This window comes from Actinokineospora guangxiensis (assembly GCF_042657845.1).
Classification (GTDB): Bacteria; Actinomycetota; Actinomycetes; order Mycobacteriales; family Pseudonocardiaceae; genus Actinokineospora; species Actinokineospora guangxiensis.
In genome coordinates, this window is the sequence record NZ_JBHSKF010000020.1 from 83,278 (window position 1) to 106,341 (window position 23,064).

Here is a 23,064-nt window from a genome sequence, read left to right on the forward strand (position 1 = left end):
CCGTGGGAGGATCGCGGCCGTGAAGGTAGCCGCGATCGTCGGCGGGGTGGGCGGAGCCCGCTTCCTGCTCGGCGTGAAACACCTGTTGGGCATGCCCGCCGTCGGGGAAGCGCCCTCCGAGCACGAGATCACCGCCGTGGTGAACACCGCTGACGACATGTGGCTGCACGGGCTGCGCGTGTGCCCGGACCTGGACAGCTGCATGTACACCCTCGGCGGGGGCATCGACACCGAGCGCGGCTGGGGGCGCGCGGAGGAGTCGTGGACCGTGCGCGAGGAGCTGGCCGCCTACGGCGCCGAGGGCTCCTGGTTCAACCTGGGCGACCGCGACATCGCCACCCACCTGGTGCGCACCCGCATGATGCGCGCAGGCTACGAGCTCTCCGACATCACCGCGGCGCTGTGCGACCGCTGGAAGCCCGGCGTGCGCCTGCTGCCCATGTCCGACGATCGCGTGGAGACCCACGTGGTGATCGATGAGCCGGGCACCGGCGAGCGCAAGGCAGTGCACTTCCAGGAGTGGTGGGTCCGCTACCGCGCGGAGCCGAAGGCCGAGTCGATCGTGCCGGTGGGCGCCGACGAGGCCACACCGGCGCCCGGCGTGGTCGAGGCGATCACCGACGCCGACATCGTGCTGATCGCGCCGTCGAACCCGGTGGTCAGCGTGGGGACGGTGCTGGCGGTGCCGGGGGTGCGCGAGGCGCTGCGCAAGACCGAGGCGCCGGTGGTCGGGCTCTCGCCGATCGTGCGCGGCAAGGCGGTGCGCGGCATGGCCGAGGCGTGCCTGGCCGCCATCGGCGTGCCCTCGACCGCGGAGGCGGTGGGCAGGCACTACGGCTCCCGCTCCTGCTCACCGGAGGGCATCCTCGACGCCTGGCTCGTCCACACCGGCGACGCCGCCGACGTCCCGAACGTCGCGGTGCGCGCCGTCCCGCTACTGATGTCCGATGTGGACGCGACGGCGGCGATGGCGCGAGCGGCGCTCGACATGGGCGGGGTAGACCTTGCCTGAGCACGGCGCGACCGGCGGAGTCGAGATCCTGCCGGTCACCGGGCTGCCGGAGTTCCGCCCCGGCGACGACCTGACCGGCGCCGTCGCCGCCGCGGCGCCGTGGCTGCGCTCGGGTGACGTCGTGGTCGTCACCAGCAAAGTCGTGTCCAAAGTAGAGGGCATGCTGGAGCGGGTGCCCGCCGACCCGGTGGCCGCCGAGGCGCGCAGGCGCGAGCTGGTGCTCAGCGAGTCCCGCCGCGTGCTGGCCCGCGTGAAGAACTCGCTGATCACCGAGAACCGCCTGGGCATCGTGCAGGCGGCGTCCGGGGTGGACAACTCCAACGTTGCCCGCGGCGAGCTGGCCCTGCTGCCCGCCGACCCGGACGCCAGCGCCCTGGCCCTGCGCAACGGGCTGCGCGAGCGGCTGGGCGTGGAGGTCGCCGTCGTCGTCACCGACACGATGGGCCGGGCCTGGCGGCTGGGCCAGACCGACGCCGCGATCGGCTCCTCCGGCCTGGCGGTGCTGGTCCCCTACGCGGGCGAGGTGGACGGCCAGGGCAACGAGCTGGCGGTCACCCTGATCGCCGTCGCCGACGAGGTCGCCGCCGCCGCGGACCTGGTCAAGGGCAAGCTGGCGGGCGTGCCGGTCGCGGTGGTCCGCGGCGTGGCTGTCGGTGGCCAGGGCTCGGCCCGCGACCTGCTGCGCCCGGTCGAGGAGGACCTGTTCCGCCTGGGCACGGACCTGGCCCTCGAGCAGGGCCGCCGCGAGGCCGTCCTGCTGCGCCGCTCGGTCCGCGAGTTCGCCCCTGCCCCCGTCGACCCGGTGGCGCTGCGCCGCGCCGCGGAGACCGCGTTGACCGCACCCGCCCCCCACCACACCCGCCCGGTCCGCTTCGCCCACGTCACCGCCAAGCGCGACGCCCTCCTGACGGCGATGCGCGAGGCCTGGCGCGCGGACCTGGCCGCCGACGGCTGGGACGAAGCCCGTATCACCCGGCGGGTGGCCCGCGGCGACCTCCTGTGGCACGCCCCGGAGATCGTCGTCCCGTTCCTGGTGGCCGATGGCGCTCATTCCTATCCGGACGAACGCCGGTCATCCGCTGAGCGGACGATGTTCGTCGTGGCGGGCGGCGCGGCCGTTCAGGGACTGCTGGTGGCCTTGGCCGCCGAGGGCCTGGCCTCCTGCTGGGTCTCCTCGACGATGTTCTGCCCCGACGTGGTCCGCGACGTCCTGGGCGTGCCCGACTCGTGGGCACCCTTGGGCGCGGTCGCCGTCGGCCACCCCAGGGAACCGCTGCGACCGCGCGAACCCCGCTCAGGGGACGGATGGGTGGAATTGTGACACTGCACGCCGACACCGTGCGCGTACTGGAGTCCTGGGCTCCGTCCGACCGCGCCCAGGAATCCCTGCGCCAGTCCTACCTCGGCTTCCTGGCCGCGCGCCCGGACGCCTGCGAACGGGCCTGCGAACCCGGCCACATCACCGCGTCGGCCTTGGTCTTCGACCACACCGGCACCCAGGTCCTGCTGACCCTGCACCCCCGCGTGGGCCGCTGGCTGCAACTGGGCGGCCACTGCGAGCCCCACGACACCACCCTCATCGGGGCCGCCCTGCGCGAAGCCGAGGAGGAGTCGGGCATCAGCGGCCTCACGATCGACCCCACCCCCCTGCACGTGGACGTCCACCCGATCACCTGCTCGCTGGGCGTCCCCACCCGCCACTACGACATCCGATTCGTGGTTCACGCCCCCGCGGGCGCCGCGGCCGTGCAGAGCTCGGAGTCGGTGGACCTGCGCTGGTGGCCGGTCGACGCCCTGCCCCCGGACCCCGACGGAATCGCCGGGATCCACCACATGCTGGCCGCCCTCCGATGATCCCCTTGGACCAGGACTCGTCCGTCCCCCCGTACGAACAAGTACGGGCGGGACTGGCCAAACGGATCACCGACCGAGACCTCCCCATCGGCGCCAAACTCCCCACGGTCCGCGCTCTGGCCGCGGAACTGGGGATCGCGGTGAACACCGTCGCCCGCTCGTACCGGGAACTGGAGGAGGCCGGCCTGGTCGAAACCCGAGGCCGAGCCGGAACTTTCGTCGCCGCGGCGGGCAACCGCCCCCGCGAACTGGTCCACGAGGCAGCCGAGCACTACGCGGCCCTCTGCCGCCGCTACACCATCCCCCGCGACGAGGCCGTCGCCATCATCCAGGCGGCTCTGGCCCGCTGACCTACATGCGCCGGTAGTCCCGGGGTGAGAACCGAGGCGCCTTCCGCGGCTTCCCCAACCCCGCGGCCAGGATGTACACCGCGGCGCGATGGCGCTGGGGCGCGTACGGACCCAGCGCGGCGATCATCGCCGCGTCGTCGAACACCGCCCCGGTGAGCGCGTACCCCACAAGCCCCGCCAGGTGGAAGTCCCCGATGCTCACCGCGTCCGGATCCCCCCACGCCCGCTGCGCCACCTCGGCGGCGGTCCACACCCCCACCCCCGGAACCTTCCTGAGCAGCTCCCGCCCGGCGACCCCCCGCAGCTGGGCGGCACCCTCCAACCTCCCGGCCACCTGCGCCGCCCCGATGATCGCCCGCCTGCGCGCGTGGTCGACCCCGGCCTTGTGCCACTCCCACGACGGAATCCCCAGCACCGCCGCCGCCGTGGGCGGAACCCGCATCCCATCCGGCGCCGGGCCAGGAGCCGCGACACCGAAGCGCCGGGCCAGCTCCCGCCACGACCGGTGGGCCTCGGTGCCGGTCACCTTCTGCTCCAGCACCGCGGCGAGCAGCACGTCCCACACCCGCCCGGTCGACCCCAGCCGCAGGCCCGGCCGTCTGCGGCGCACCTCGGCGACCACCGGGTGGTGGGCGGTGAAGTCGCTGTCGTCGTCCTCGGCCCCCAGCAGCGCGGGCAGCCCGTCCAGCAGCACGTCCGCCCCGGGTCCCCACCCGGCGGCGAGCACCTCGCCCCCGGCCACCCGCACGCACAGCGTCCCCGGCCCGGCGACGGTGTTGCCCGCCAGCCACGTCCCCCGGGCATCCACCTGGAACGCCGGATCGCCCGGACCCCGCCGCAGCGGCCGCACCACCGCCGAGAACTCCAGCGCGCGCCCGGGAGACCAGCGCCGTTCCAGGATGGCCGTCACAGCCCGGCACACTACCCGCCGATCCCCGTTCACCCGTTGGCTACAGTGAACGGACCGTCTCCAGAGGGGTATCCCGTGACCGACCTGCACGTCGTCGTGCCCGCCGGTGGCAGCGGCACCCGCCTCTGGCCGCTCTCGCGCGCCGCCGAGCCGAAGTTCCTGCACCCCCTGACCGGCACCGACCGCTCGCTGCTGCAGGCCACTGTCGACCGCCTCGCCCCCATCGCCACCGCGAGCCGGGTGTACGTGGTCACCGGCACCGCGCACGCCGCCTCCGTCGCCCGGCAGCTGCCGGACGTGCCCGAGGCGAACATCCTGGTCGAGCCGCTGGCGCGGGACTCCTGCGCGGCGATCGCGCTGGCCGCCGCGGTGATCGAGAAGCGCTCGCCGGGCGGGGTGATGGCCTCCTTCGCCGCCGACCACCTCATCGCCGACACCGCCGAGTTCGCCGCGACCGTGGCCCGCGCCGTCGAGGGCGCGCGCGAGGGCAGGCTGATGACCATCGGCATCACCCCCACGCGCCCGGAGACCGGCTACGGCTACCTGCACTGCGGCGAGCAGGCCCGCCGGGGGGTCATCCAGCCGGTGCTGGAGTTCAAGGAGAAGCCCGCCGCCGAGGTCGCCGAGGCCTACGTCGCCTCCGGCAGCTACCTGTGGAACGCGAGCATGTTCCTCTGGCGCACCGACGTCTTCCTCGACCAGCTGCGCTCCCGCAGGCCGGACGTGGCCGAGCCGGTCGAGCGCATCGCCGCCGCGTGGGACACCGATGAGCAGGAGGCGGTGCTCGCCGAGGTCTGGCCGGGCATCCCGAAGGTGGCCGTGGAGTACGCGGTGATGGAGCCCGCCTCGGCCGAGGGCCTGGTGGCGACCGTGCCGGGGGACTTCGGCTGGAACGACGTCGGCGACTTCGACTCCCTCGGCGACCTGCTGGGCGCCGACGCCGGGGGCGCGCAGGTGGTCTCCACCGGCGGCGCGGCCGACGTCGTCGCCGTGGACAGCCCGGGGACCGTGATCGTCCCGGGTGACCGGCTGGTGGCCGCCCTGGGCGTGCAGGGCATGATCATCGTGGACACCCCGGACGCGCTGCTCGTGTGCAGGCGCGACCGCGCCCAGGACATCAAGCGGCTGACCGAGGTCCTGCGCGAGCGGGGCACGACGGACCTGCTCTGACCGGTCATTTGAGCGCACCACCGGTTTCCGCTGACGCGACGTGGTGATCGGGCTACCCTGGCAGCAGCACCAGCGATTCGAGGAAGGGCGCCGCATGGACCCCCGCGAGCGAGCCGAAGCCATCCTGGCGAGGGCCCGCGCACGCGGCGCGTACGTCGTGACCCCGGACAGCGCCACCTCGCCCATGGACCACGCCGCGACGGTGCAGATCCCGCGCCGGGTGGTCCACGAGATCGACGACCCCGAGGTCACCTCGGTCTTCGCGATCGCCGAGGACGAGCTGCCCGCCATCGCCCAGGAGGCAGCGACCCAGTCGCTGGCCTCCCCGCCGCGCCCCGGGTCGGCGCAGGTGCCCGCGCCCGCCCCGGTGCCCGCCCCCGAGGAGGTCGGCGGCATCCTGCCGACGACCACCCAGCGCGCGGACCGCTCGTCGCTGACCCGACGCCTCGACGGCGGGTTCTAGGCCGTCCCGGTTCTAGCGGTCCTGGGCCTTGAGCCGCAGGGTCAGCCCGGCCTTCACCGCGCCCCGCACGGGCGCCCAGAGCGGACCGCGGTGCCGGTCGGCGATGAACCGGTAGGCGCTCTCGTGGTGGGCGGCCAGCATCCGGCTGGACGCCTTGGCCGTCGAGTGGCCCTGGATGTGCATGACCTCGGCCGAGGGCACGTAGACGTTCTGCCAGCCCGCCCTGGCCAGGCGCTCGCCGAGGTCGACGTCCTCGAAGTACATGAAGTAGCGGGAGTCGAACCCGTCGACGGAGTCCCACGCCTCGCGGCGCAGCAGCAGGCAGGAGCCGGAGAGCCAGCCCGCCTCGCGCTCGCGGATGTCGGTCTCGGTCTGCTTGTACTCCCGCGTCCACGGGTTGGCGGGCCACACCCGGCCCAGCACACCGTGCCCGATGCCCCGGCCCAGCGACGGCACCTCGCGCGCCGAGGGGTACACCTCGCCGGAGCGCCCGGTGATCAGCGGCCCGAACGACCCGCCGCGCGGCCAGCGCTTGGCCGCCTCCAGCAGGGTGTCGATGCTGCCGACCCCCCACTCCAGGTCCGGGTTGCTGACCACGACCCAGCCGACGTCGGCCGGGAGCCCGGCGACCCCGCGGTTGGCCCCGCCCCCGTAGCCGAGGTTGCCGCCGGTCGGCACGAGGGCGACGTTGTCCCACGTCTCGGCCGCCGCTTGCGGGGCGCCGTCGGTGGAGCCGTTGTCGGCGAGGACGACCTGGACCGGCCGGGTGGTGGCGTCGGTGAGCGTCTCCAGGAAGCGCTGCAGGGTCTCGCCGGGGGAATAGGTCACGGTGACCACGGCGAGGGCGTCTCCGTAGCTGGTTTCGGTCACGGTCGGACATCCTGCCAGGGTTGGGCGGTGTTTCCGGTGCGGGGTGCGTGAAGTCCGCACGCCTGGAAAACGGCCTAGCGCAGGCGCCGGTGCGCGGCGTGGGCGGCGGCGTAGACCTCGCGGTGGCGCTCGGCCGAGGTGCCCCAGGTGAACTCCTTGGCGCGCTCCTGGGCGGCGGCGGCCAGCACGGCGCGGCGGGCGGGGTCGGCGAGCAGGTCGGCGATGGCGGCGGCGATGTCGCCCGCGCCGACGCCGCAGTAGGCCACGGCCTCGCCGCCGACCTCGGGCAGCGAGAGCCTGCGCGTGGTGAGCACGCACGCGCCGCAGGCCATGGCCTCCAGCACGGGCAGGCCGAAGCCCTCCCCCAGCGACGGGTAGGCGACCAGCGCCGCGCCGCCGAGGAAGCCCGCGAGCGTGTCGAAGGGCAGGTACCCGGCCCGGATGACGCGCAGCCGGTGCGGGACGGTGTCCAGCGCGCGCTCGATCTGGTGGTCCCAGCCGGGCTGGCCGGCCAGCACCAGGGCGGGCGGGTCGGCGCGGCCCCGGCAGGCCTCGGCGAAGCCGCGGATCAGGGCGGGCACGTTCTTGCGGGGCTCCAGGGCGCCGAGGAAGGCGACGTACTCCTGATCGCCCAGGCCGATGGCGGCGCGGGCGGCGGCGACCTCGGCGGGCGAGGGCGGGTGGAAGCGGTCGGTGTCGACGCCGTGCTGGATGACCTCCATCCGGGCGCGCTGGGCGCCCGCGACCCTGGCCAGCTCGTCGGCGGTGGCGACGCTGGGCACGACGCAGCGGCCCGCGCGCAGCAGCGCGGCCTTGGTCCAGGCGCGGAAGAAGCGGGCCTTGATGGAGTGGTGCAGCACCGGGTCGGTGAAGAAGGTCGCGTCGTGCAGGGTGACCACGGAGGCGGCCGGGCCGGTGAGCGGCATCGTGTAGTGCGGGGAGTGCAGCACCTGCGCGCCGAGCCTGCGCACGAGCCGGGGCAGCGTGGTCTGCTCCCAGGTCAGCCGGGCGGTGCGGGCGGTGACGGCCTCGACGGCGGGCACGATCCGCGCGTGCGGGGCGAGGGTGCTGTAGAGCACGGCGTCGCGGGGCTGGCAGACGATGCTCAGCGCGGCGCCGTCGGCGTCCAGCGCGGCGGCGAGGGAGTCGACGTAGCGGCCGACGCCACCCCGGTCGGCGGGCACGGCGGTCGCGTCGACGAGGACGCGCGGGTCGGCCGTAGACACGCGGCCTAGCGTACGACGTGGCCCACCAGGCATCTCCCGAACGCCGGAATTGGCCCCGCCGTCACCCGCCCAGGTGCACCGCCCAGATCCGCTCGGCGGCCGCGGTCCAGGTGAACTCGGCCGCCCTGGCCGCGGCGTCGGCGACGCGCTCGCCCCGCACGGCCTCGCGGATCGCCCTGGCCAGGTCCTCGGCGTCGCCCCTGCGGTGGGTGGCCCCGGTGCCGGCGGCGACCTCGACCAGGGCGGGGTCGTCGGAGTGGGCGACGGGCACGCCCGCGGCCATGGCCTCCAGCAGCGGCAGCCCGAACCCTTCGGCGCGGCTCGGCGCGGCCAGCGCGGCGGCCCGGCGCAGCGCCACGGCCAGCTCCTCGTCACTGATCCGCCCGAGCCCGACGACCCGCACGCCGTGGCGGGCCGCAAGCGCTTGCACGTCGACCTCGCCCCAGCCCTTCGCCCCGGCGAGGACCAGCGGCAGACCGACCGACGCCAGCGCGGGCACCAGCAGGTCGATGCCCTTGCGCGGCTCGACGGTGCCGACGGCGAGGACGTACTCCCCGGGCAGGCCGAGCCGCGCGGCGACGGCGTCGGGGTCGGCGGGCGCGGGCAGCGCGGTGACCCCGTGCCCGACGACGTGCACCGGGACCGGGCCGGGCGCGCGCCGGGACAGGTCGCGGGCCACCGCCCGGGTCGGCACCACGACCGCCTTCGCCCGGTGGACGGCCCGGCCGATCATCCGCCGGTGCCAGGCGACGCCGCGCGGGGTGAGGGTCTCAGGGTGGCTGTAGGGGACGGTGTCGTGCACGGTGACGACCGCGCCGTCCGGGGACAGCGGGGTCGGGGCGTGCACCGACGCGCCGCCGACGCGCGGCGGCAGGCCGCGCTCCCAGGCCAGGGCGAGCGCGCGCCGGGGCAGCGCGAGGCGCCGGGTCCGGACTCCGGGGACCTCGGCGGCGGCGGTGTCGGCGTGGCGGGCGGTGACGCCGGTGACGCTCCAGCCGTCGGGGGCGGTGGCGGCGAGGGCGGCGGCCAGCTCGCGGGTGTAGCGGCCGGTGCCGCCGGGCACGGGCGCGAGCAGCTGCTCGGTGAGCACGGAGAGCTCGGGCACGCGGCAAGGGTACGGTCGTCGCCGTGGATGCCCGCACGACGGTCGTCGTCGTCACCTGGCGCGGCCGCGACCGCATCGCCGCCTGCCTGGCCGCGCTGGCCGCCCAGACCCGTCCACATCGGACGATCGTGGTGGACAACGCCTCCGACGACGGCACCGCCGAGGTCCTGGCAGGCCAGGACGTCGCCGGGCATGACGTCGAAGTCCGCCGCCTCCCGGCCAACGCGGGCTACGCGGGAGCGCTCGCTGCGGTGCGCGCCGAGACGGAGTTCACCGCCTGGCTCAACGACGACGCGCTGCCCGCCCCCGACTGGCTGGCCCGCATGGAGGACGCCCTGGACGCCGATCCGCGCGCCGCGGCCGCGAGCGCGCGCCTGGTCCGCCCCGACGGCACCACCCAGTCCCTCGGCGTGCGCCTGACCCCCGACGGCCACGGCGCCGACGCCACCGCCGCCCCGGTGTTCGGCTTCTGCGGCGGCGCGGCCCTGCTGCGCACGTCTTTGGCGGGCGAGGTCCCCGCCGAGTACTTCTGCTACTACGAGGACACCGTCACCTCGTGGCGCATGCGCCTGGCGGGCTGGGACGTCATCGCCGTCCCCGAGGCCAGGGTCGAGCACGCGCACGGCGCGAGCACGGCCATCGGCTCGCCCGCCTTCCACCTGTGGAACGAGCGCAACCGCCTGTGGACCCTGCTGCGCTGCGCCCCGCGCGCGGTGGCGTGGCGGCAGGTGGCCCGCTTCGCGGCGCTGACGGCGATGCTGCCGCTGCGCCGGGGGGTGCCGGACGCGCCGAACTTCCGGGTCGGGCTGCGGCTGCGGGTGCTGGGCCAGGTGCTGCGGCGGCTGCCGAGACCGGTCGGCGCGCGGGCCGCGCGGGCGGCGGTCTGGCGGGAGTGGGCCGGGGCCTGAGCGGCCTCGGCGGTGATCGCCTTCCGTGGTCGGCGGCGGGGGCTCCGGGTCCGGTACCTCCCGGTTCGGGACTTCCCCGCCGGTCGACCCTTCATCACTGCCCGCGATGAGGCACGCTGTGCGGTACTGGCGTGGGACCGGCGCGGACCGGAGTGAGGAGGCGGTGTTGGCACAGGGGGTGCTGCCCGAGCTGTCGGTCGTGGTGGTCAACTACCGAGGGGCCGAGGACACGGTGGCGTGCCTGCGGGCGCTGCGGGCCGAGCTGGACTACCCGGCCGAGCGGCTGCAGGTCATCTGCGTCGAGAACGCCTCGGGGGGTGAGGACGCCGAGCGGATCGCCGCCGTCGAGGGGGTCGAGCTGGTGCGCAGCCCGGAGAACCTGGGGTTCGCGGGCGGCTGCAACCTCGGCGCGGCGCACGCGCGCGGGCAGGTGCTGGCCTTCCTCAACAACGACGCCCGCCCGCACCCGCAGTGGGCCAAGGCCGCCGTGCGCGCCCTGGCCGAGCACCCCGACGTGGCCTGCGTGGCCAGCAAGGTGCTGGACTGGGACGGCGAGAAGATCGACTTCGTGGACGGCGGCCTGACCTGGTTCGGGATGGGCTACAAGCGCCACGCGGGCGAGGTTGACGACGGCGGGCACGACGTGGCCAGGGACGCCCTCTTCGCCACCGGGTCGGCGATGTTCGTCCGCACGTCGGTGTTCGCCGAGCTGGGCGGGTTCGACGAGCGGTTCTTCATGTTCTACGAGGACGTCGACCTCGGCTGGCGGCTCAACCTGCGCGGCTGGCGGGTGCGCTACGAGCCCGCGTCGCTGGCCTACCACCGCCACCACGCCTCGATGTCCAAAGTGGATACAGCAGAGGCGCGCGAGCTGTACCTGCTGGAGCGCAACGCCCTCGCCGCGCTCTACAAGAACCTCTCCGACGAGTCGCTGGCCAAGGCGCTGCCCGCCGCGCTCGCCCTGGCCATCCGCAGGGCCACCGCCCGCGGCGAGATCGACCCCACGCAGCTGGAGGTCCGCGACGGGGCCGCGCGGGCGGTGTCCACGACGATCCCGGCCACCGCGCTGGCGGGCGTGCTCGCCGTCGACCAGTTCGTGGAGCTGCTGCCGTCGCTGGCCGCCTCCCGCGCGGAGATCCAGCGCACCCGGGTCCGCACCGACGCCGACCTGCTCCCGCTGATGCGCCGCACCATGGAACCGGCCTACCCGCTGCCCCGCTACCTGGCCGCCCACGACATCCTGGTCGAGGCGTTCGGCCTGGAGTCCGCCTTCGGCGCGCGCAGGCGGGTGCTGGTGATCACCGGCGACGCGGTCTCCGAGCGCATGGCGGGCCCGGCGATCCGCGCCTGGAACATGGCCGACGTCCTCGCCGCCGAGCACGAGGTGCGACTGGTGACGGTCAACCCGGTGTGCGCGCCCCCGCCCGCGCCGTTCCCGGTGCTCGGCGTGCGCCGCCGCGACCTGCCCGCCCAGGTCGCCTGGGCCGACATCATCGTGCTGCAGGGCCACGCCCTGGAGCTGGCCCCGGAGCTGAAGAAGGCCGACTCGACCAAGCTCGTGGTCTGCGACGTCTACGACCCGATGCACCTTGAGCTGCTGGAGCAGAGCAAGGACCAGGGCGCCTCCGGCATCGCCGAGCAGCGCGAGCGCGACCTCATCGGCGTGACGAAGGTGCTCAACGCCCAGCTGGAGCGCGGCGACTTCTTCATCTGCGCCTCCGAGCGGCAGCGGCACTTCTGGCTGGGCCACCTGCTCGCCCTCGGCAGGCTCACCCCCGACATCTACGACACCGACCCGACGCTGCGCTCGCTGCTCGACGTCGTGCCGTTCGGCCTGCCGGGCAAACCGCCGCAGCAGAGCCGCTCGCCGATCAAGGGCGAGCTGCTGGCGGGCGCCGACATCGGGGCGGCGGACGCCGGGGGATCGAGCAGAGTGATGCTGTGGGCGGGCGGGGTGTACTCCTGGTTCGACCCGCTGACCCTGGTCGAGGCCGTCGGCGAGCTGGCGGGCAGGCGGCCGGACGCGCGGCTGGTGTTCCTGGGCATGAAGCACCCCAACCCCGAGGTCCCGGAGATGGACATCGGGGCGCGGGTGCGGGCGCTCTCGGCCCGGCTCGGCCTGACCGGCAGGCACGTGTTCTTCAACGAGACCTGGGTGCCCTACGAGCAGCGCCAGGACTGGCTGCTCGACGCCGACTGCGGGGTGACCACGCACTTCGAGCACGTCGAGACGACCTTCGCCTTCCGCACCCGGGTCTTGGACTACCTGTGGGCGGGCCTGCCGATCGTCACCACCGACGGCGACTCGTTCGCCGCGCTGGTGCGCCGCGAGGGCCTGGGCGTCGTGGTGCCCTCGGAGGACCCGACGGCCCTGGCGGCGGCGCTGGAGAAGGTGCTCTACGACGAGGAGTTCGCCGCCGCCTGCCGCGACCGGATCGCGGTCGTGCGCGAGCGGTTCACCTGGGAGAACGTGCTGGCCCCGCTGACCGCGTTCTGCCGCTCGCCGCGCCCGGCCGCCGACCGCCTGCCGGGCGGCTCGACGCTGTCGAAGGTCCCGGCGCTCGGCGTCGCGGGCAGACTGCGCCGCGACGCGGGCCTGGTCAAGGAGTACCTGGACGCGGGCGGGGCAGGCGAGCTGGCCCGCCGCGCCGCGGGCCGGGTGCGCCGGGTCGCCCGCGAGCGGCTGGGAGGCCGGGCCGATGGCTGACCTCAGGGTGCTCATCGACGGCACGCCGCTGCTCGGCGCGCGCACCGGCATCGGCCGCTACACCGCGGCGCTGGCCGAGGAGCTGGCCGCCGCGGCCGGGGTGTCCATGCGCGCGGTCGCCTTCACCCTGCGCGGGTGGCGCGCGCTGCGCCGGGTCCTGCCGCACGGCTCGCAGGCGCGCGGCATCCCGGTGCCCGCCCGGCTGCTGCGCAAGGCGTGGCTCAAGGGCCCGTTCCCGCCGGTGGAACTCTTCGCCGGGATGGCCGACATCGTGCACGGCACCAACTTCGTCCTCCCGGCCGCGCTGCGCGCCCGCGGCGTCCTGACCATCCACGACCTGGCCTTCCTCGACGCCCCCGACGACCTGCCCCCCAGCGACGCCGAACTCCCCCAACTGGTCGCGATCTCCGCGCAGCGCGCCCGCATGGTGTGCGTGCCGACCCAGGCCGTCGCCGACCGGGTGACCGAGCGCCTGGGCGTGCCCGCCGAACGGATCGCGGTGACCCCGCTGGGAGTCGACCTGGCCTGGTTCACCGCCCGCCCGCCGAACGACGCCCTGTCCGAACGCCTGGGCCTGCCGTCGGAGTACCTGCTCTTCGTCGGCGGCGCCGGCCCCCGCAAGGCCCTGCACTGGCTCCTCGACGCCCACGCCGCGACCCCGTCCCTCCCCCCCTTGGTCCTCGCGGGCCCCGGCCACGCGGTGACCTCCCCCCGAGTCCTGTCGACGGGCTACCTGTCCGAAGTGGACCTCCGCGCCGTGGTCGCGGGCGCATCGGCCCTGGCCCTGCCCTCCCGCGACGAGGGCTTCGGCCTCCCCGTCCTGGAAGCCATGGCCTGCGACGTCCCAGTGGTCTGCACCGACGTCCCCGCCCTGCGCGAGGTGGCGGGCGGCCACGCCACCCTGGTCCCCTTCGAGGACACCGAAGCCCTGGCCACCGCCCTGACGGCCGCCCTGGAAAACCCCCCCTCCCCCGCCACCCAAACCGCCCGCCGCACCCACGCCGCCAGCCACACCTGGCGCCACTGCGCCGAACTGACCATCGCCGCCTACCACAAGGCCCGCGCCTGACCCGCCGCTCACCCCACCCCGGCCCGACTCACAACCTCCCGCCACGCCACAGCCCGCCGGCCCGCGACCCCGGCACCCCACCCCCCGCAGCCCGCCCCGCCACCCCCGGCAACCCCACCCCCCACGGCCTGCCCCGCCACCCCCGGCAACCCGCCCCTCCACAGCCTGTCCGATGGGGTGAATTCGCTTCGGTGGGGGAGAAGAATCGCCGCTAACCTGGCGTGCGTGAGACCGGCTTGCCGGCCTCGCCCTTAGTCTCACGCTGCGGCGATTCTTCGTAGGGGCCCCGCCGAAGCGAATTCACCCCATCGGACACCCACCCCGCCAACGCACCCACCCACACGGAGCCAGAGCACACGGAGCCAGAGCCGGAGCCGACCGCCACCCGCGGAGCCGAGCGAATATCCGGCCCCCCGCCGCCAGGCTATCCACCCAATCACCCCCACCGCCAAGCCAACCCAGCCCTTGTGGACAACCCCCAGTTACTCTATCCGAGCAACCCCGCTACCACGCTCAGTAACAGAAGCCGATCTTGACCCTCCATCGAGAGGCAACTGTGATCCACGACTCACTCATTTAGTCCAACTTTCTATGGTTCGGTGACCCCCATGGGTCACATCAACCACTTCTCCTCAGGCGCCATCACCCCGTTCCTCGCCTACGCCCTCTCCTGCCTGGGCTGCGCCCTCGGCCTGCTCAGCATGCAACGGGCCAGACTCCACCGAGGCGGCGCGAGATGGTCCTGGATCGCCCTGGGAGCGGTCTCCATCGGCGGAACCGGCATCTGGGTCATGCACTTCGTCGCCATGCTCGGCTTCTCCGTCTCCGGAACAGTCGTCCGCTACGACGTGATCGTCACCCTGATCAGCCTGGTCGTCGCCGTCGGCATCGTCTGGCTCGGCCTCTCGGCCGTGGTGTTCTCCCGCAGCGGCTGGGGCTCCCTGGTCGGCGCCGGGTTCATCACCGGCTCGGGCGTGGCGACGATGCACTACCTCGGCATCTCGGCCATGAACATGCACGCCGAGGTCAGCTACGACCTGCTCCTGCTGGTCCTCTCCATCGTCATCGCCGTGATCGCCTCGACGGCCGCGCTCTGGGCGGCGCTCAACATCATCGGGATCGTGGCGACCATCGGCGCGGCGCTGGTGATGGGCTTGGCGGTCAGCGGCATGCACTACACCGGCATGGCCGCCATGCACGTCAACGTCGTCGGCGGCACCGCGCAGGCCCTGCACGGCGTCGAGGCCTACGACTTCTTCGTCCCGCTCACCCTCGTCATCGCCGTGGTGACCGCGCTCACCCTGCTCGGCGTCGCGGTTTCCCCCAACGGCGAGGAGATCAAGGAGGACCAGTGGGCCGACAGCGAGCTGGAGAAGCTCATGAACCGCCGTCGGTGAACGCCCCGGCCGCGAACGCCGCCGCCAGCGCGGCCTCCCACGGGCGCAGCGGGGTCAGCCCGCCCGCCCGCCACGCCGCGTCCGAGAGCACCGAGTACGCGGGCCGCTCGGCGGGCCTGGGGTACTCCGCGCTCGTGCACGCCGACACCCGCGCGGGGTCGGCGCCCAGCTGCTCGAAGACCGCGCGGGCGAATCCGAACCACGTCACCTCGCCCGCGTTCGTGCAGTGCAGGACCCGCGACCGCGGGCCCTTCCCCGCCGCGATCGCGCGCGCCAGCTCCACCAGGCCCCCGGCCAGGTCCGCCGCCCAGGTCGGCGCGCCGCGCTGGTCGTCGACGACCGCGAGCTTGTCGCGCTCGCCCTCCAGCCGGGCCATCGTCTTGACGAAGTTGGACCCGAAACCGCTGTAGATCCACGCCGTGCGCACCACCCACGCGCGCGCGCCCGACCCGAGGACGGCCTCTTCCCCGGCCAGTTTCGTCAGCCCGTACACCGACTTCGGCCCGACGGGCGAGTCCACTTCGTACGGACGATCCGCGTCGCCGGGGAAGACGTAGTCGGTGGAGACGTGCACCAGCGGCACGCCGCGCGAGGAGCACGCCGCCGCCAGCACCCGGGGGGCGTCGGCGTTGACCGCGAACGCCCGCGCCTGGTCGGTCTCGGCCGCGTCGACCGCCGTGTACGCGGCGGCGTTGACGACCACGGCGGGCCCGGACAGGGCGGACACCGCGGCGATCACCGCCCCCGCCGAGGTCACGTCGAGTTCGGCCGAGGTCGGCGCGAGCACGGTCAGCTCCGGCGAGGAGAGCGCGGCCAGCGAGCGGCCGAGCTGGCCGCCGCCCCCGGGCACCAGCAGCGTCAGCACGTCACACCCCGGTCCGCGCCCGCAGCGGCTCCCACCAGTCCCGGTTGTCCCGGTACCAGGCGATCGTCTCGGCCAGGCCCTGCTCGAAGGTCACCCGCGGCGCGTAGCCCAGCTCGCGGGAGATCTTGGAGATGTCGACCGAGTAGCGCCGGTCGTGGGCCTTGCGGTCGATCACCGGCTGCACCATCGACTCGTCGGCGCCGGTGGCCTCCAGCAGCAGCGCGGTCAGCTCGCGGTTGGTCAGCTCGGTGCCGCCGCCGATGTTGTAGATCTCGCCCACCCGGCCGCCGTCGGCGACGAGCTGGATGCCCCGGCAGTGGTCGTCCACGTGCAGCCAGTCGCGCACGTTGAGGCCGTCGCCGTAGAGCGGCACCTTCCTGTTGTCGAGCAGGTTGGTGGTGAACAGCGGGATGACCTTCTCCGGGAACTGGTACGGCCCGTAGTTGTTCGAGCACCGCGTGATGCACACCGGCATGCCGTGCGTGCGGGCGTAGGCGCGGGCGATCAGGTCCGACGACGCCTTGGACGCGGCGTAGGGCGAGTTCGGCTCCAGCGGGTGCTCCTCGGGCCACGACCCGTCCTCGATCGAGCCGTAGACCTCGTCGGTGGAGACGTGGACGAACCTGCCGACCCCCGCGTCCAGCGCGGCCTGCAGCAGCGTCTGCGTGCCCAGGACGTTGGTGCGGATGAACTCCGCCGACCCGGTGATCGAGCGGTCGACGTGCGACTCGGCGGCGAAGTGCACGACCAGGTCGACGCCGGGCAGCAGCGTGGAGAGCAGGGCGCCGTCGCAGACGTCGCCCTCCACGAAGCGCAGGCGGGGGCTGTCGGCGACCGGGTCGAGGTTGGCCCGGTTGCCCGCGTAGGTGAGCAGGTCGAGCACCACGACCTCGGCGTCGGCCAGCGACGGGTACGCCCCGCCGAGGGCCTGCCGCACGTAGTGGGAGCCGATGAAGCCCGCCCCTCCGGTGACCAGAACCTTCATATCCATCCCATCGGTCGTCATCAGGGCCGAATCCTGCCACGCGCGGGGGCAACGTCAGGCCCTCTCCACCGCGTTCTATCGGATAAGGCGGCTCTACCGGTACAGGCACATACGGCCAAGCCGGTCGAGTCTGGGTAAATTGGCAGTTGACGGGCCTGGGGGTACGGGGAGGAACGCGCGTGGACGAGCGTGCGCAGGACGCCTGGTTACAGGGCGGCCGGGTGCTGGTGCGCGGAGTGGCCGCACTGGTCTCGGCCAGCGTGCTGGCCGCCACGGCCTACGGGTGGCTGACCTTCGGCGACGTCGACGAGGGCACCGTCACCACCGATGTCATCTCCGCCGAGGTCGCCGACTCCGGCCCCGAGCCGCTCGACGGCGCCGTCGACCTGCTGCTCGTCGGGGTCGACAGCCGCACCGACGCCTACGGCAACCCGCTGCCGCGCGAGGTGCTGGACATGCTCAACGCGGGCGAGGCCGAGGGCGAGCGCAACACCGACACCATGATCCTCGTGCACATCCCGGTCGACGGGCGGCGCGCGGTGGCGTTCTCCTTCCCCCGCGACTCCTACGTCGACATCGGCGAGGGCTTCGGCAAGCGCAGGCTCAACTCGGCCTTCCCCGCCGCCTACAACGACGCCCGCAGGACGCTGCAGGAACAGGGCGTGGACGACCCGCGGGAGCTGGAGGAGAAGGCCACCGTCGCCGGGCGCAAGAACCTCATCGCCGCCGTCGAGCGCCTGGTCGGGCCGAAGCTGCGCATCGAGCGCTACGCCGAGGTCAACCTGGCCAGCTTCTACGAGGTCACCAAGGCCATCGGCGGCGTCGACGTCTGCCTGAACGAGCCGGTGGACGACTGGCGCTCCGGAGCGAAGTTCCGGGCCGGTAAGCAGACGATCTCCGGGCGGGCGGCGCTGTCCTTCGTGCGCCAGCGCTACGGGCTGCCCAACGGCGACCTCGACCGCATCGTGCGCCAGCAGGTGTTCCTCGGCGCCCTCGCCGAGAAGGTGCTCTCGGCGGACATGCTGACCAGCCCGTCCAAGGCCCGCGACCTGGTGACGGCGGTGCAGCGCTCGGTGGTGCTGTCCAACGGCTGGAACCTGACCAGGTTCGCCTCGCAGATGTCGGGTCTGAGCAGCGGCAACATCGAGTTCCACACGATCCCGACGCAGGGTGACGCCACCATCGGCGGCGCGGCGGTGCTGGCCGTGGACCCGGCGCAGGTGCGCGCCTACGTCGAGCGGATCACCGGGGTGGCCGACCAGGAGGCCACCGGCACGAGCACGGGCCCGGCGCTGCCCCCTCGGCTGGGCCCGGACTGGGAGGCGACGCCGCCGACCAGCACGGCGGGCGGCATCTCCGCCGAGGTCGACGGGCGCGAGGGCATCACCGTCGAGGTCCGCAACGCCTCGAACACGATCGGCCTGGCCGGCGGGGTGCTCGACACCCTGGCCGGGCTGGGCTTCGGCCGCGGCGAGGTCGGCGACGCCGCCGTGCAGGCGGGTTCGGCCATCCGGCACGCGACCGGCGAGCTGGCCAACGCCGAGGCGGTGGCGAAGTCGCTGGGCGGGGCGTTCACCCTCACCGAGGACGCCTCGCTGGCGGCCGGGCACGTGCGCGTCGTGCTGGGCACCGGCTTCGAGGTCCAGGGGCACTCCGGCGGCAAGCTGCTGCGCATGCAGCCGGGCGCGCCGACCACGACGGGCTCCGCGCCGACGACGGTGGCCGCCGGGTCGGTCCCCTGCGTGAACTGACCGCCATCACGATCTGTGATCGGTGTGCGGGTCGCGCGCGGGAGTCGGCGCTCCCGCGTCCGAGCACGGCCTAGGCTGGTCAGGGCGGAGGAGGGATCGTGACGGACAAGGCGGGGGCCCGCCGGGGGCTGCTCTGGGCGGGACGCGGCGTGATCGCGCTGGTCTCGACGGCGGTGGTCGCGGCGATGGCCGTGGTGTGGGCGCGGGTGGACACCTTCCAGGACAAGGTGACCACGACCGACGCCGTGGTCGAGGCGCAGAACGCCCCGGACGCGCCACCGGCCGACGACGGCGCCAACGACATCCTCCTCGTCGGCAGCGACACCCGCACCGACCTGCAGGGCAGGCCGCTGTCCCCGAGCGTGCTCAGCCTGCTGCGCACCGAGGCCACCGACACGGTCAACACCGACACCCTGATCCTGCTGCGGCTGCCGCGCGACGGCGGCAAGGGGTTCGCGGTGTCCATCCCGCGCGACACCTACGTCGCCGTGCCGGGCCTGGGCGACCGCAAGATCAACAGCGCGTTCGGCACGGCGAAACTGCGCAAGGCCGAAGAACTCGTGGCCGCGGGCGAGCCCGACCGCGCCAGGATCGAGCGCGAGTCCGACAGCACCGGCCGCACGGCGCTCATCCAGGCCGTGCAGGGCCTGACGGGCGTGCGCGTCGACCACTACGCCGAGATCACCCTCTACGGCTTCTACCTGCTCACCGAGGCCATCGACGGCGTGGACGTCTGCCTCAAGCAGGGCACCAGCGACACCGACTCCGGCGCGAACTTCCGCGCGGGCCAGCAGACCGTGCGCGGCGGCGACGCGGTGGCCTTCGTCCGCCAGCGCAAGGGCCTGCCCAACGGCGACCTCGGCCGCATCGTGCGCCAGCAGACATTCCTGGCCTCGGCGATGAACAAGGTCCTCAGCGGCGGCACCCTCACCGACCCCGACCGCCTCGGCAGGCTGGAGGACGCGGTCGCCAGGACCGTCGTCATGGACCCGGGCCTGCACTTCCTCGACCTGGTCAACCAGGCCCAGGCCCTGGCCTCCGGCGCGGTGGAGTTCACCACCATCCCGGTCACCAGCGCCGACGGCCGCAGCGCCGACGGCCAGAGCATCGTCAGCGTCGACGTCCCCGCGGTGAAGAACTACGTCGCCAAGCTGCTCTCCGACGCGCCCCCGCCCAAGCCCGCGCCGCCTTCGGTGCGCGAGGACGGCCTGGCGGGCGGCAAACTGCTGTCCCTCAACGGCCGCGCCCGCGCCGCCGCGCCCTGCGTCGACTGAGGGCCGCCCGCCCGACACCCCGACGGCGGCTGAGAGGATCGTGCGGTGAACCTGACCGAGTCCCTGCTGCGCGGCTTGGCGCCCGCGCGTCCCGCCGTCACCCACTACGACGACGCCGCGGGCACCCGCGTCGAGCTGTCGGCGGCGACGCTGGCGAACTGGGCGGCCAAGACGGCCAACTGGCTGGTCGACGAGCACGACGTCGAGCCGGGCGACCCGGTGGCGGTGCGGCTGCCCGCGCACTGGCAGACCGCGGGTGTGCTGCTGGGCGCGTGGTGGTGCGGGGCGCACGTCGTCGCCGGTGGCGAGGCCCGGGTGACGTTCACGACGAAGGACGACCTGGCGGGTTCCGGAGTGCTGGCGGCGGTCTCGCTGGACCCGATGGGCCGCGACCTCGGCGGGCCGGTCGGCGCGGCGGTGGACTTCGTCGGCGAGGCCCGGCTGTTCGGCGACGACTACTTCGCCGTGGACGTCGCGGAGTCCGCGCCCGCGCTGGCCGGGCTCTCGGTCGCCGAGGTGCTGGCCGCAGGCACCCTCCCCGCCGGGGCGCGCGTTCTGTCCACACGCGACTGGACGGTTCCCGACGGCGTGCTGGCCGCCCTGGTTTCCCCGCTGGCCGCGGGCGGATCGGTCGTCCAGGTGTCCAGTGCGGACACCGGAAGGCTCGCCAAGCACCGCGAGACCGAGCGGACCACCCTCGACATCTAGGAGCACCGCGCATGCGTTCGTTCCAGGGCAAGGTCGCCGTCGTGACCGGAGCGGCCTCGGGCATCGGGGCCGCGCTGGTGCGGGCGCTGCTGGCCGAGGGCGCGCTGGTGGCCGCCTCGGACGTGGCCGAGCTGCCGGAGACCGGCGCCCGCGGCTACCGGGTGGACGTCACCGACCGCGATGCCGTCTACGCCCACGCCGCCGAGGTGGCGGGCGAGTTCGGCCGGGTCGACCTGGTCGTGAACAACGCCGGGGTGGCGCTCAAGGGGACCGTGCGGCAGATGTCCGATGAGGACTTCCGATGGGTGGTGGACACCAACTTCTGGGGCGTGGTGCACGGAACGCGCGCGTTCCTGCCGCACCTGGTCGAGTCGCGGGGCAGCCTGGTGAACGTCTCCAGCGTCTTCGGGCTCATCGGGGTGCCGTCGCAGAGCGCCTACAACGCCGCGAAGTTCGCGGTGCGCGGGTTCACCGAGGCGCTGCGGCAGGAGCTGCGCGGCACCGGCGTGGGCGTCTCGTGCGTGCACCCCGGCGGGGTCAAGACCAACATCGCCCGCAACGCCAGGACCTCGGTGCCCGCCGAGCGCGCCGCCTTCGGCCGCTCGCTGGACCGGGTGGCCATGACCACCCCGGACACCGCTGCCCGCGTCATCCTCTCCGGCGCCCGCCGCGACCGCGCCCGCATCCTCGTCGGCCCGGACGCCTACGTGATCGACGCTCTTCCGCGCCTACTCGGCTCGCTCTACCAGCCCCTGGTGACCCGGCTCTTCCGCCGCTGACTCGACCACCAGCCCCGCCTCGGCGGCCGGATGCACCCACATCTCGCCGCACCCCATCGGACACGGATGCTCCATCTCGCGCAGCACGAACCCGTCGGCCACGGGGAAGGCCTGCTGCCAGCGCAGCACCCCCAGGCCGTCGCAGTGCGAACATGTGCGCCCGGTCACATCCACAGGGTCACAGCGGATCGTGCCTCCCGGCAACCCCACGACCCCGGACGGCCCAGATCCTGCCGGGCGCCCGCGCCCCGGTGCCCCGTTCGGCCCAGCTCACCCGGCCTCACCCCATCGACTTCTGCCCGTCGATCGACTCCCTGATGATGTCCGCGTGCCCCGCGTGCTGCGCGGTCTCGGCGATCAGGTGCTGGAACACCCGCCGCGCCGTCCAGGCCGCCCCCGCCTCGAACCAGGGCGCCTCCGGCAGCGGCGTCTCCGCGTCCAGGTCGGTGGTCGCGACGAGCCGGTCGGTCTCCGCGGCGATCTCGGCGTAGCGGGCGAGGACGCCGTCGAGGGTGTCGGCGTCGGTGAGGCGGAAGTCGTCGGCCCAGGCCGAGTAGTCGTCGGGAATCATGCTCGCGGGGCCCTCGGTGATGAACCGCTGCCAGCCCAGCTCGGTGGCGGCGACGTGCTTGACCAGCCCGCCGACGGTCAGCTCGCTGACGGTGCTGCGGGTGCGCGCCTGCTCCTCGGTGAGCCCGGCGGCGGTGTGCCGCAGGAAGTACCGCGCCTTGCGCAGGGATTCGAGGATGTCGGTCCGCTCGACGGTCAGCGCGGTGGTGCTCATCGGGTGCCCCTCTCGGTTGGTAAGACCAAGCCTAGAAGGCATTGCGGACAGATCCGGTCCTCAGTCGAAACTGGATTGCCCCGACATCGCTCGTCGGCGACCCTGCCGAGCGTGATCCCACCCCTGCACGAGGACCTCGACTTCAACTGCCCCCTCTCGTCGGAGCGGGCCGACCGCCTCCTCGACCACCTGGGCCCGCTGGCCGGCAACCACGTCGTGGACCTGGGCTGCGGCTGGGGCGAACTCCTCCTGCGCGCCGCCGCCCGCGGCGCGGTGGCCCTCGGCATCGACCAGGACGCCGACGCCATCGCCCACGCCCGCGCGAGCGCCACCGCCCGCGGCGTGACCGCCGCCTTCGAGACCGGCGACGCAACAGCGTGGACGGGCACCGCGGACGTCATCGTCGTCAACGGCTCCACCCACATCTGGTCCACCACCGAAGGCGCGCTGAACACCCTCCGCGGCTCCCTGCGCCCAGCCGGCCGCCTACTCATGGGCGAGTGCTACTGGCGCACCGAACCCACCACCGCCCAACTCGCCGAGATGCCGATGACCCGCGAGGAGTACGGCACCCTGCCACAACTGGTCGACCTGGCCCTCACCTGCGGCTACCGCCCCCTCCACATCGCCGAAGCGAGCCCCGACGAGTGGAACGACTTCCAGTCCCGCCACGCCCTCGGCTACGAGAAGTGGCTGGCCGCCAACCCCACCCACCCCGAGCACGCGGCCATCACCACCAAAGCCGACAACCACCGCCGAGCCTGGCTCCACGGCTGGCACGGCGTCCTGGGCATGGCGTACCTGATCCTCTGGGCGCCACCGATGACCACCTGACTGCGAGCCGCACCGCCGAACACAGCCGGTTCGTCCAGCTGGA

22 protein-coding genes are annotated in these 23,064 nt (G+C 74.0%); 15 read left to right on the forward strand and 7 right to left on the reverse strand.

The features are described 5' to 3' along the window. The first annotated feature begins 19 nt into the window (after positions 1 to 19). From cofD to ACFPM7_RS28590, 4 genes are read left to right on the forward strand one after another with little or no spacing between them, the layout of a single operon-like run. Entirely contained in the window at positions 20 to 1,012 is a 993-nt protein-coding gene (cofD, locus tag ACFPM7_RS28575; RefSeq protein WP_378250931.1) for a 2-phospho-L-lactate transferase, read from the forward strand. Further along, positions 1,005 to 2,333, forward strand: a complete 1,329-nt coding sequence (locus tag ACFPM7_RS28580; RefSeq protein WP_378250932.1) for a coenzyme F420-0:L-glutamate ligase — start codon at positions 1,005 to 1,007, stop codon at positions 2,331 to 2,333. The genes cofD and ACFPM7_RS28580 overlap by 8 nt, the downstream gene beginning before the upstream one ends. Beyond that, on the forward strand, positions 2,330 to 2,866 hold the full coding sequence (locus tag ACFPM7_RS28585; RefSeq protein ID WP_378250933.1) for an NUDIX hydrolase: 537 nt from the start codon (positions 2,330 to 2,332) through the stop codon (positions 2,864 to 2,866). Before ACFPM7_RS28580 ends, ACFPM7_RS28585 begins: the two co-directional genes overlap by 4 nt. Next, the gene (locus ACFPM7_RS28590) at positions 2,863 to 3,216 is read left to right on the forward strand and encodes a GntR family transcriptional regulator (protein ID WP_378250934.1); all 354 of its coding nucleotides are present in this window, start codon (positions 2,863 to 2,865) and stop codon (positions 3,214 to 3,216) included. The genes ACFPM7_RS28585 and ACFPM7_RS28590 overlap by 4 nt, the downstream gene beginning before the upstream one ends. A gap of 1 nt (position 3,217) precedes the next feature. Here the strand turns inward: ACFPM7_RS28590 and ACFPM7_RS28595 are convergent, their stop codons facing one another. Next, on the reverse strand, positions 3,218 to 4,117 hold the full coding sequence (locus tag ACFPM7_RS28595; RefSeq protein ID WP_378250955.1) for a DNA-3-methyladenine glycosylase family protein: 900 nt from the start codon (positions 4,115 to 4,117) through the stop codon (positions 3,218 to 3,220). An 84-nt stretch (positions 4,118 to 4,201) separates the two neighbouring features. Between ACFPM7_RS28595 and ACFPM7_RS28600 the strand changes: the two genes are divergently transcribed. Next, positions 4,202 to 5,296 carry a mannose-1-phosphate guanylyltransferase gene (locus tag ACFPM7_RS28600; RefSeq protein ID WP_378250935.1) on the forward strand — a complete coding sequence of 365 codons (1,095 nt, stop codon included), beginning with the start codon at positions 4,202 to 4,204 and terminating at the stop codon, positions 5,294 to 5,296. Between the two features lie 94 nt (positions 5,297 to 5,390). Then, a complete protein-coding gene (locus tag ACFPM7_RS28605; protein ID WP_378250936.1) occupies positions 5,391 to 5,759 on the forward strand; it encodes a hypothetical protein in 369 nt (122 codons plus the stop codon). Between the two features lie 12 nt (positions 5,760 to 5,771). Here ACFPM7_RS28605 and ACFPM7_RS28610 read toward each other — a convergent pair whose 3' ends face one another. The 3 genes from ACFPM7_RS28610 to ACFPM7_RS28620 all read right to left on the reverse strand — a co-directional run bounded on the left by ACFPM7_RS28610 (position 5,772) and on the right by ACFPM7_RS28620 (position 8,960). Further along, positions 5,772 to 6,629: a glycosyltransferase gene (locus tag ACFPM7_RS28610; RefSeq protein ID WP_378250937.1), complete on the reverse strand. Its 858-nt coding sequence runs from the start codon at positions 6,627 to 6,629 to the stop codon at positions 5,772 to 5,774. A gap of 74 nt (positions 6,630 to 6,703) precedes the next feature. After that, on the reverse strand, positions 6,704 to 7,855 hold the full coding sequence (locus tag ACFPM7_RS28615; protein ID WP_378250938.1) for a glycosyltransferase family 4 protein: 1,152 nt from the start codon (positions 7,853 to 7,855) through the stop codon (positions 6,704 to 6,706). A gap of 61 nt (positions 7,856 to 7,916) precedes the next feature. Beyond that, the gene (locus tag ACFPM7_RS28620; RefSeq protein ID WP_378250939.1) at positions 7,917 to 8,960 is read right to left on the reverse strand and encodes a glycosyltransferase; all 1,044 of its coding nucleotides are present in this window, start codon (positions 8,958 to 8,960) and stop codon (positions 7,917 to 7,919) included. 23 nt (positions 8,961 to 8,983) lie between these two features. Between ACFPM7_RS28620 and ACFPM7_RS28625 the strand changes: the two genes are divergently transcribed. The 4 genes from ACFPM7_RS28625 (at position 8,984) to ACFPM7_RS28640 (ending at position 15,041) form a co-directional block, all read left to right on the forward strand. After that, on the forward strand, positions 8,984 to 9,868 hold the full coding sequence (locus ACFPM7_RS28625; RefSeq protein WP_378250940.1) for a glycosyltransferase family 2 protein: 885 nt from the start codon (positions 8,984 to 8,986) through the stop codon (positions 9,866 to 9,868). 163 nt (positions 9,869 to 10,031) lie between these two features. Further along, complete coding sequence (locus ACFPM7_RS28630) at positions 10,032 to 12,575, forward strand: glycosyltransferase (RefSeq protein WP_378250941.1); 2,544 nt, start codon at positions 10,032 to 10,034, stop codon at positions 12,573 to 12,575. Then, positions 12,568 to 13,644 carry a glycosyltransferase family 4 protein gene (locus ACFPM7_RS28635; protein WP_378250942.1) on the forward strand — a complete coding sequence of 359 codons (1,077 nt, stop codon included), beginning with the start codon at positions 12,568 to 12,570 and terminating at the stop codon, positions 13,642 to 13,644. Before ACFPM7_RS28630 ends, ACFPM7_RS28635 begins: the two co-directional genes overlap by 8 nt. A gap of 608 nt (positions 13,645 to 14,252) precedes the next feature. After that, positions 14,253 to 15,041, forward strand: a complete 789-nt coding sequence (locus tag ACFPM7_RS28640; RefSeq protein ID WP_378250956.1) for an MHYT domain-containing protein — start codon at positions 14,253 to 14,255, stop codon at positions 15,039 to 15,041. Here the strand turns inward: ACFPM7_RS28640 and rfbD are convergent. Beyond that, complete coding sequence (rfbD, locus tag ACFPM7_RS28645) at positions 15,022 to 15,906, reverse strand: dTDP-4-dehydrorhamnose reductase (protein WP_378250943.1); 885 nt, start codon at positions 15,904 to 15,906, stop codon at positions 15,022 to 15,024. The genes ACFPM7_RS28640 and rfbD overlap by 20 nt on opposite strands. Position 15,907: 1 nt before the next feature. Then, positions 15,908 to 16,891: a dTDP-glucose 4,6-dehydratase gene (gene rfbB, locus ACFPM7_RS28650; RefSeq protein WP_378250944.1), complete on the reverse strand. Its 984-nt coding sequence runs from the start codon at positions 16,889 to 16,891 to the stop codon at positions 15,908 to 15,910. 179 nt (positions 16,892 to 17,070) lie between these two features. On the opposite strand from rfbB, the gene ACFPM7_RS28655 reads away from it, so the two are divergent. From ACFPM7_RS28655 to ACFPM7_RS28670, 4 genes are all read left to right on the forward strand, one after another. Further along, positions 17,071 to 18,642: an LCP family protein gene (locus ACFPM7_RS28655; protein ID WP_378250945.1), complete on the forward strand. Its 1,572-nt coding sequence runs from the start codon at positions 17,071 to 17,073 to the stop codon at positions 18,640 to 18,642. Positions 18,643 to 18,740: 98 nt separating this feature from the next. Next, positions 18,741 to 19,916, forward strand: coding sequence for an LCP family protein (locus ACFPM7_RS28660; RefSeq protein ID WP_378250946.1), 1,176 nt, complete (start codon positions 18,741 to 18,743; stop codon positions 19,914 to 19,916). 45 nt (positions 19,917 to 19,961) lie between these two features. After that, positions 19,962 to 20,624 (forward strand): TIGR03089 family protein, encoded by a 663-nt coding sequence (locus tag ACFPM7_RS28665; RefSeq protein ID WP_378250947.1) that lies wholly within the window; start codon positions 19,962 to 19,964, stop codon positions 20,622 to 20,624. Between the two features lie 11 nt (positions 20,625 to 20,635). Continuing rightward, entirely contained in the window at positions 20,636 to 21,403 is a 768-nt protein-coding gene (locus tag ACFPM7_RS28670) for an SDR family NAD(P)-dependent oxidoreductase (RefSeq protein ID WP_378250948.1), read from the forward strand. Between the two features lie 280 nt (positions 21,404 to 21,683). Here ACFPM7_RS28670 and ACFPM7_RS28675 read toward each other — a convergent pair whose 3' ends face one another. After that, positions 21,684 to 22,187: a DinB family protein gene (locus tag ACFPM7_RS28675; RefSeq protein WP_378250949.1), complete on the reverse strand. Its 504-nt coding sequence runs from the start codon at positions 22,185 to 22,187 to the stop codon at positions 21,684 to 21,686. Positions 22,188 to 22,298: 111 nt separating this feature from the next. Between ACFPM7_RS28675 and ACFPM7_RS28680 the strand changes: the two genes are divergently transcribed. After that, positions 22,299 to 23,021, forward strand: a complete 723-nt coding sequence (locus ACFPM7_RS28680; protein ID WP_378250950.1) for a class I SAM-dependent methyltransferase — start codon at positions 22,299 to 22,301, stop codon at positions 23,019 to 23,021. Positions 23,022 to 23,064 lie beyond the last annotated feature (43 nt).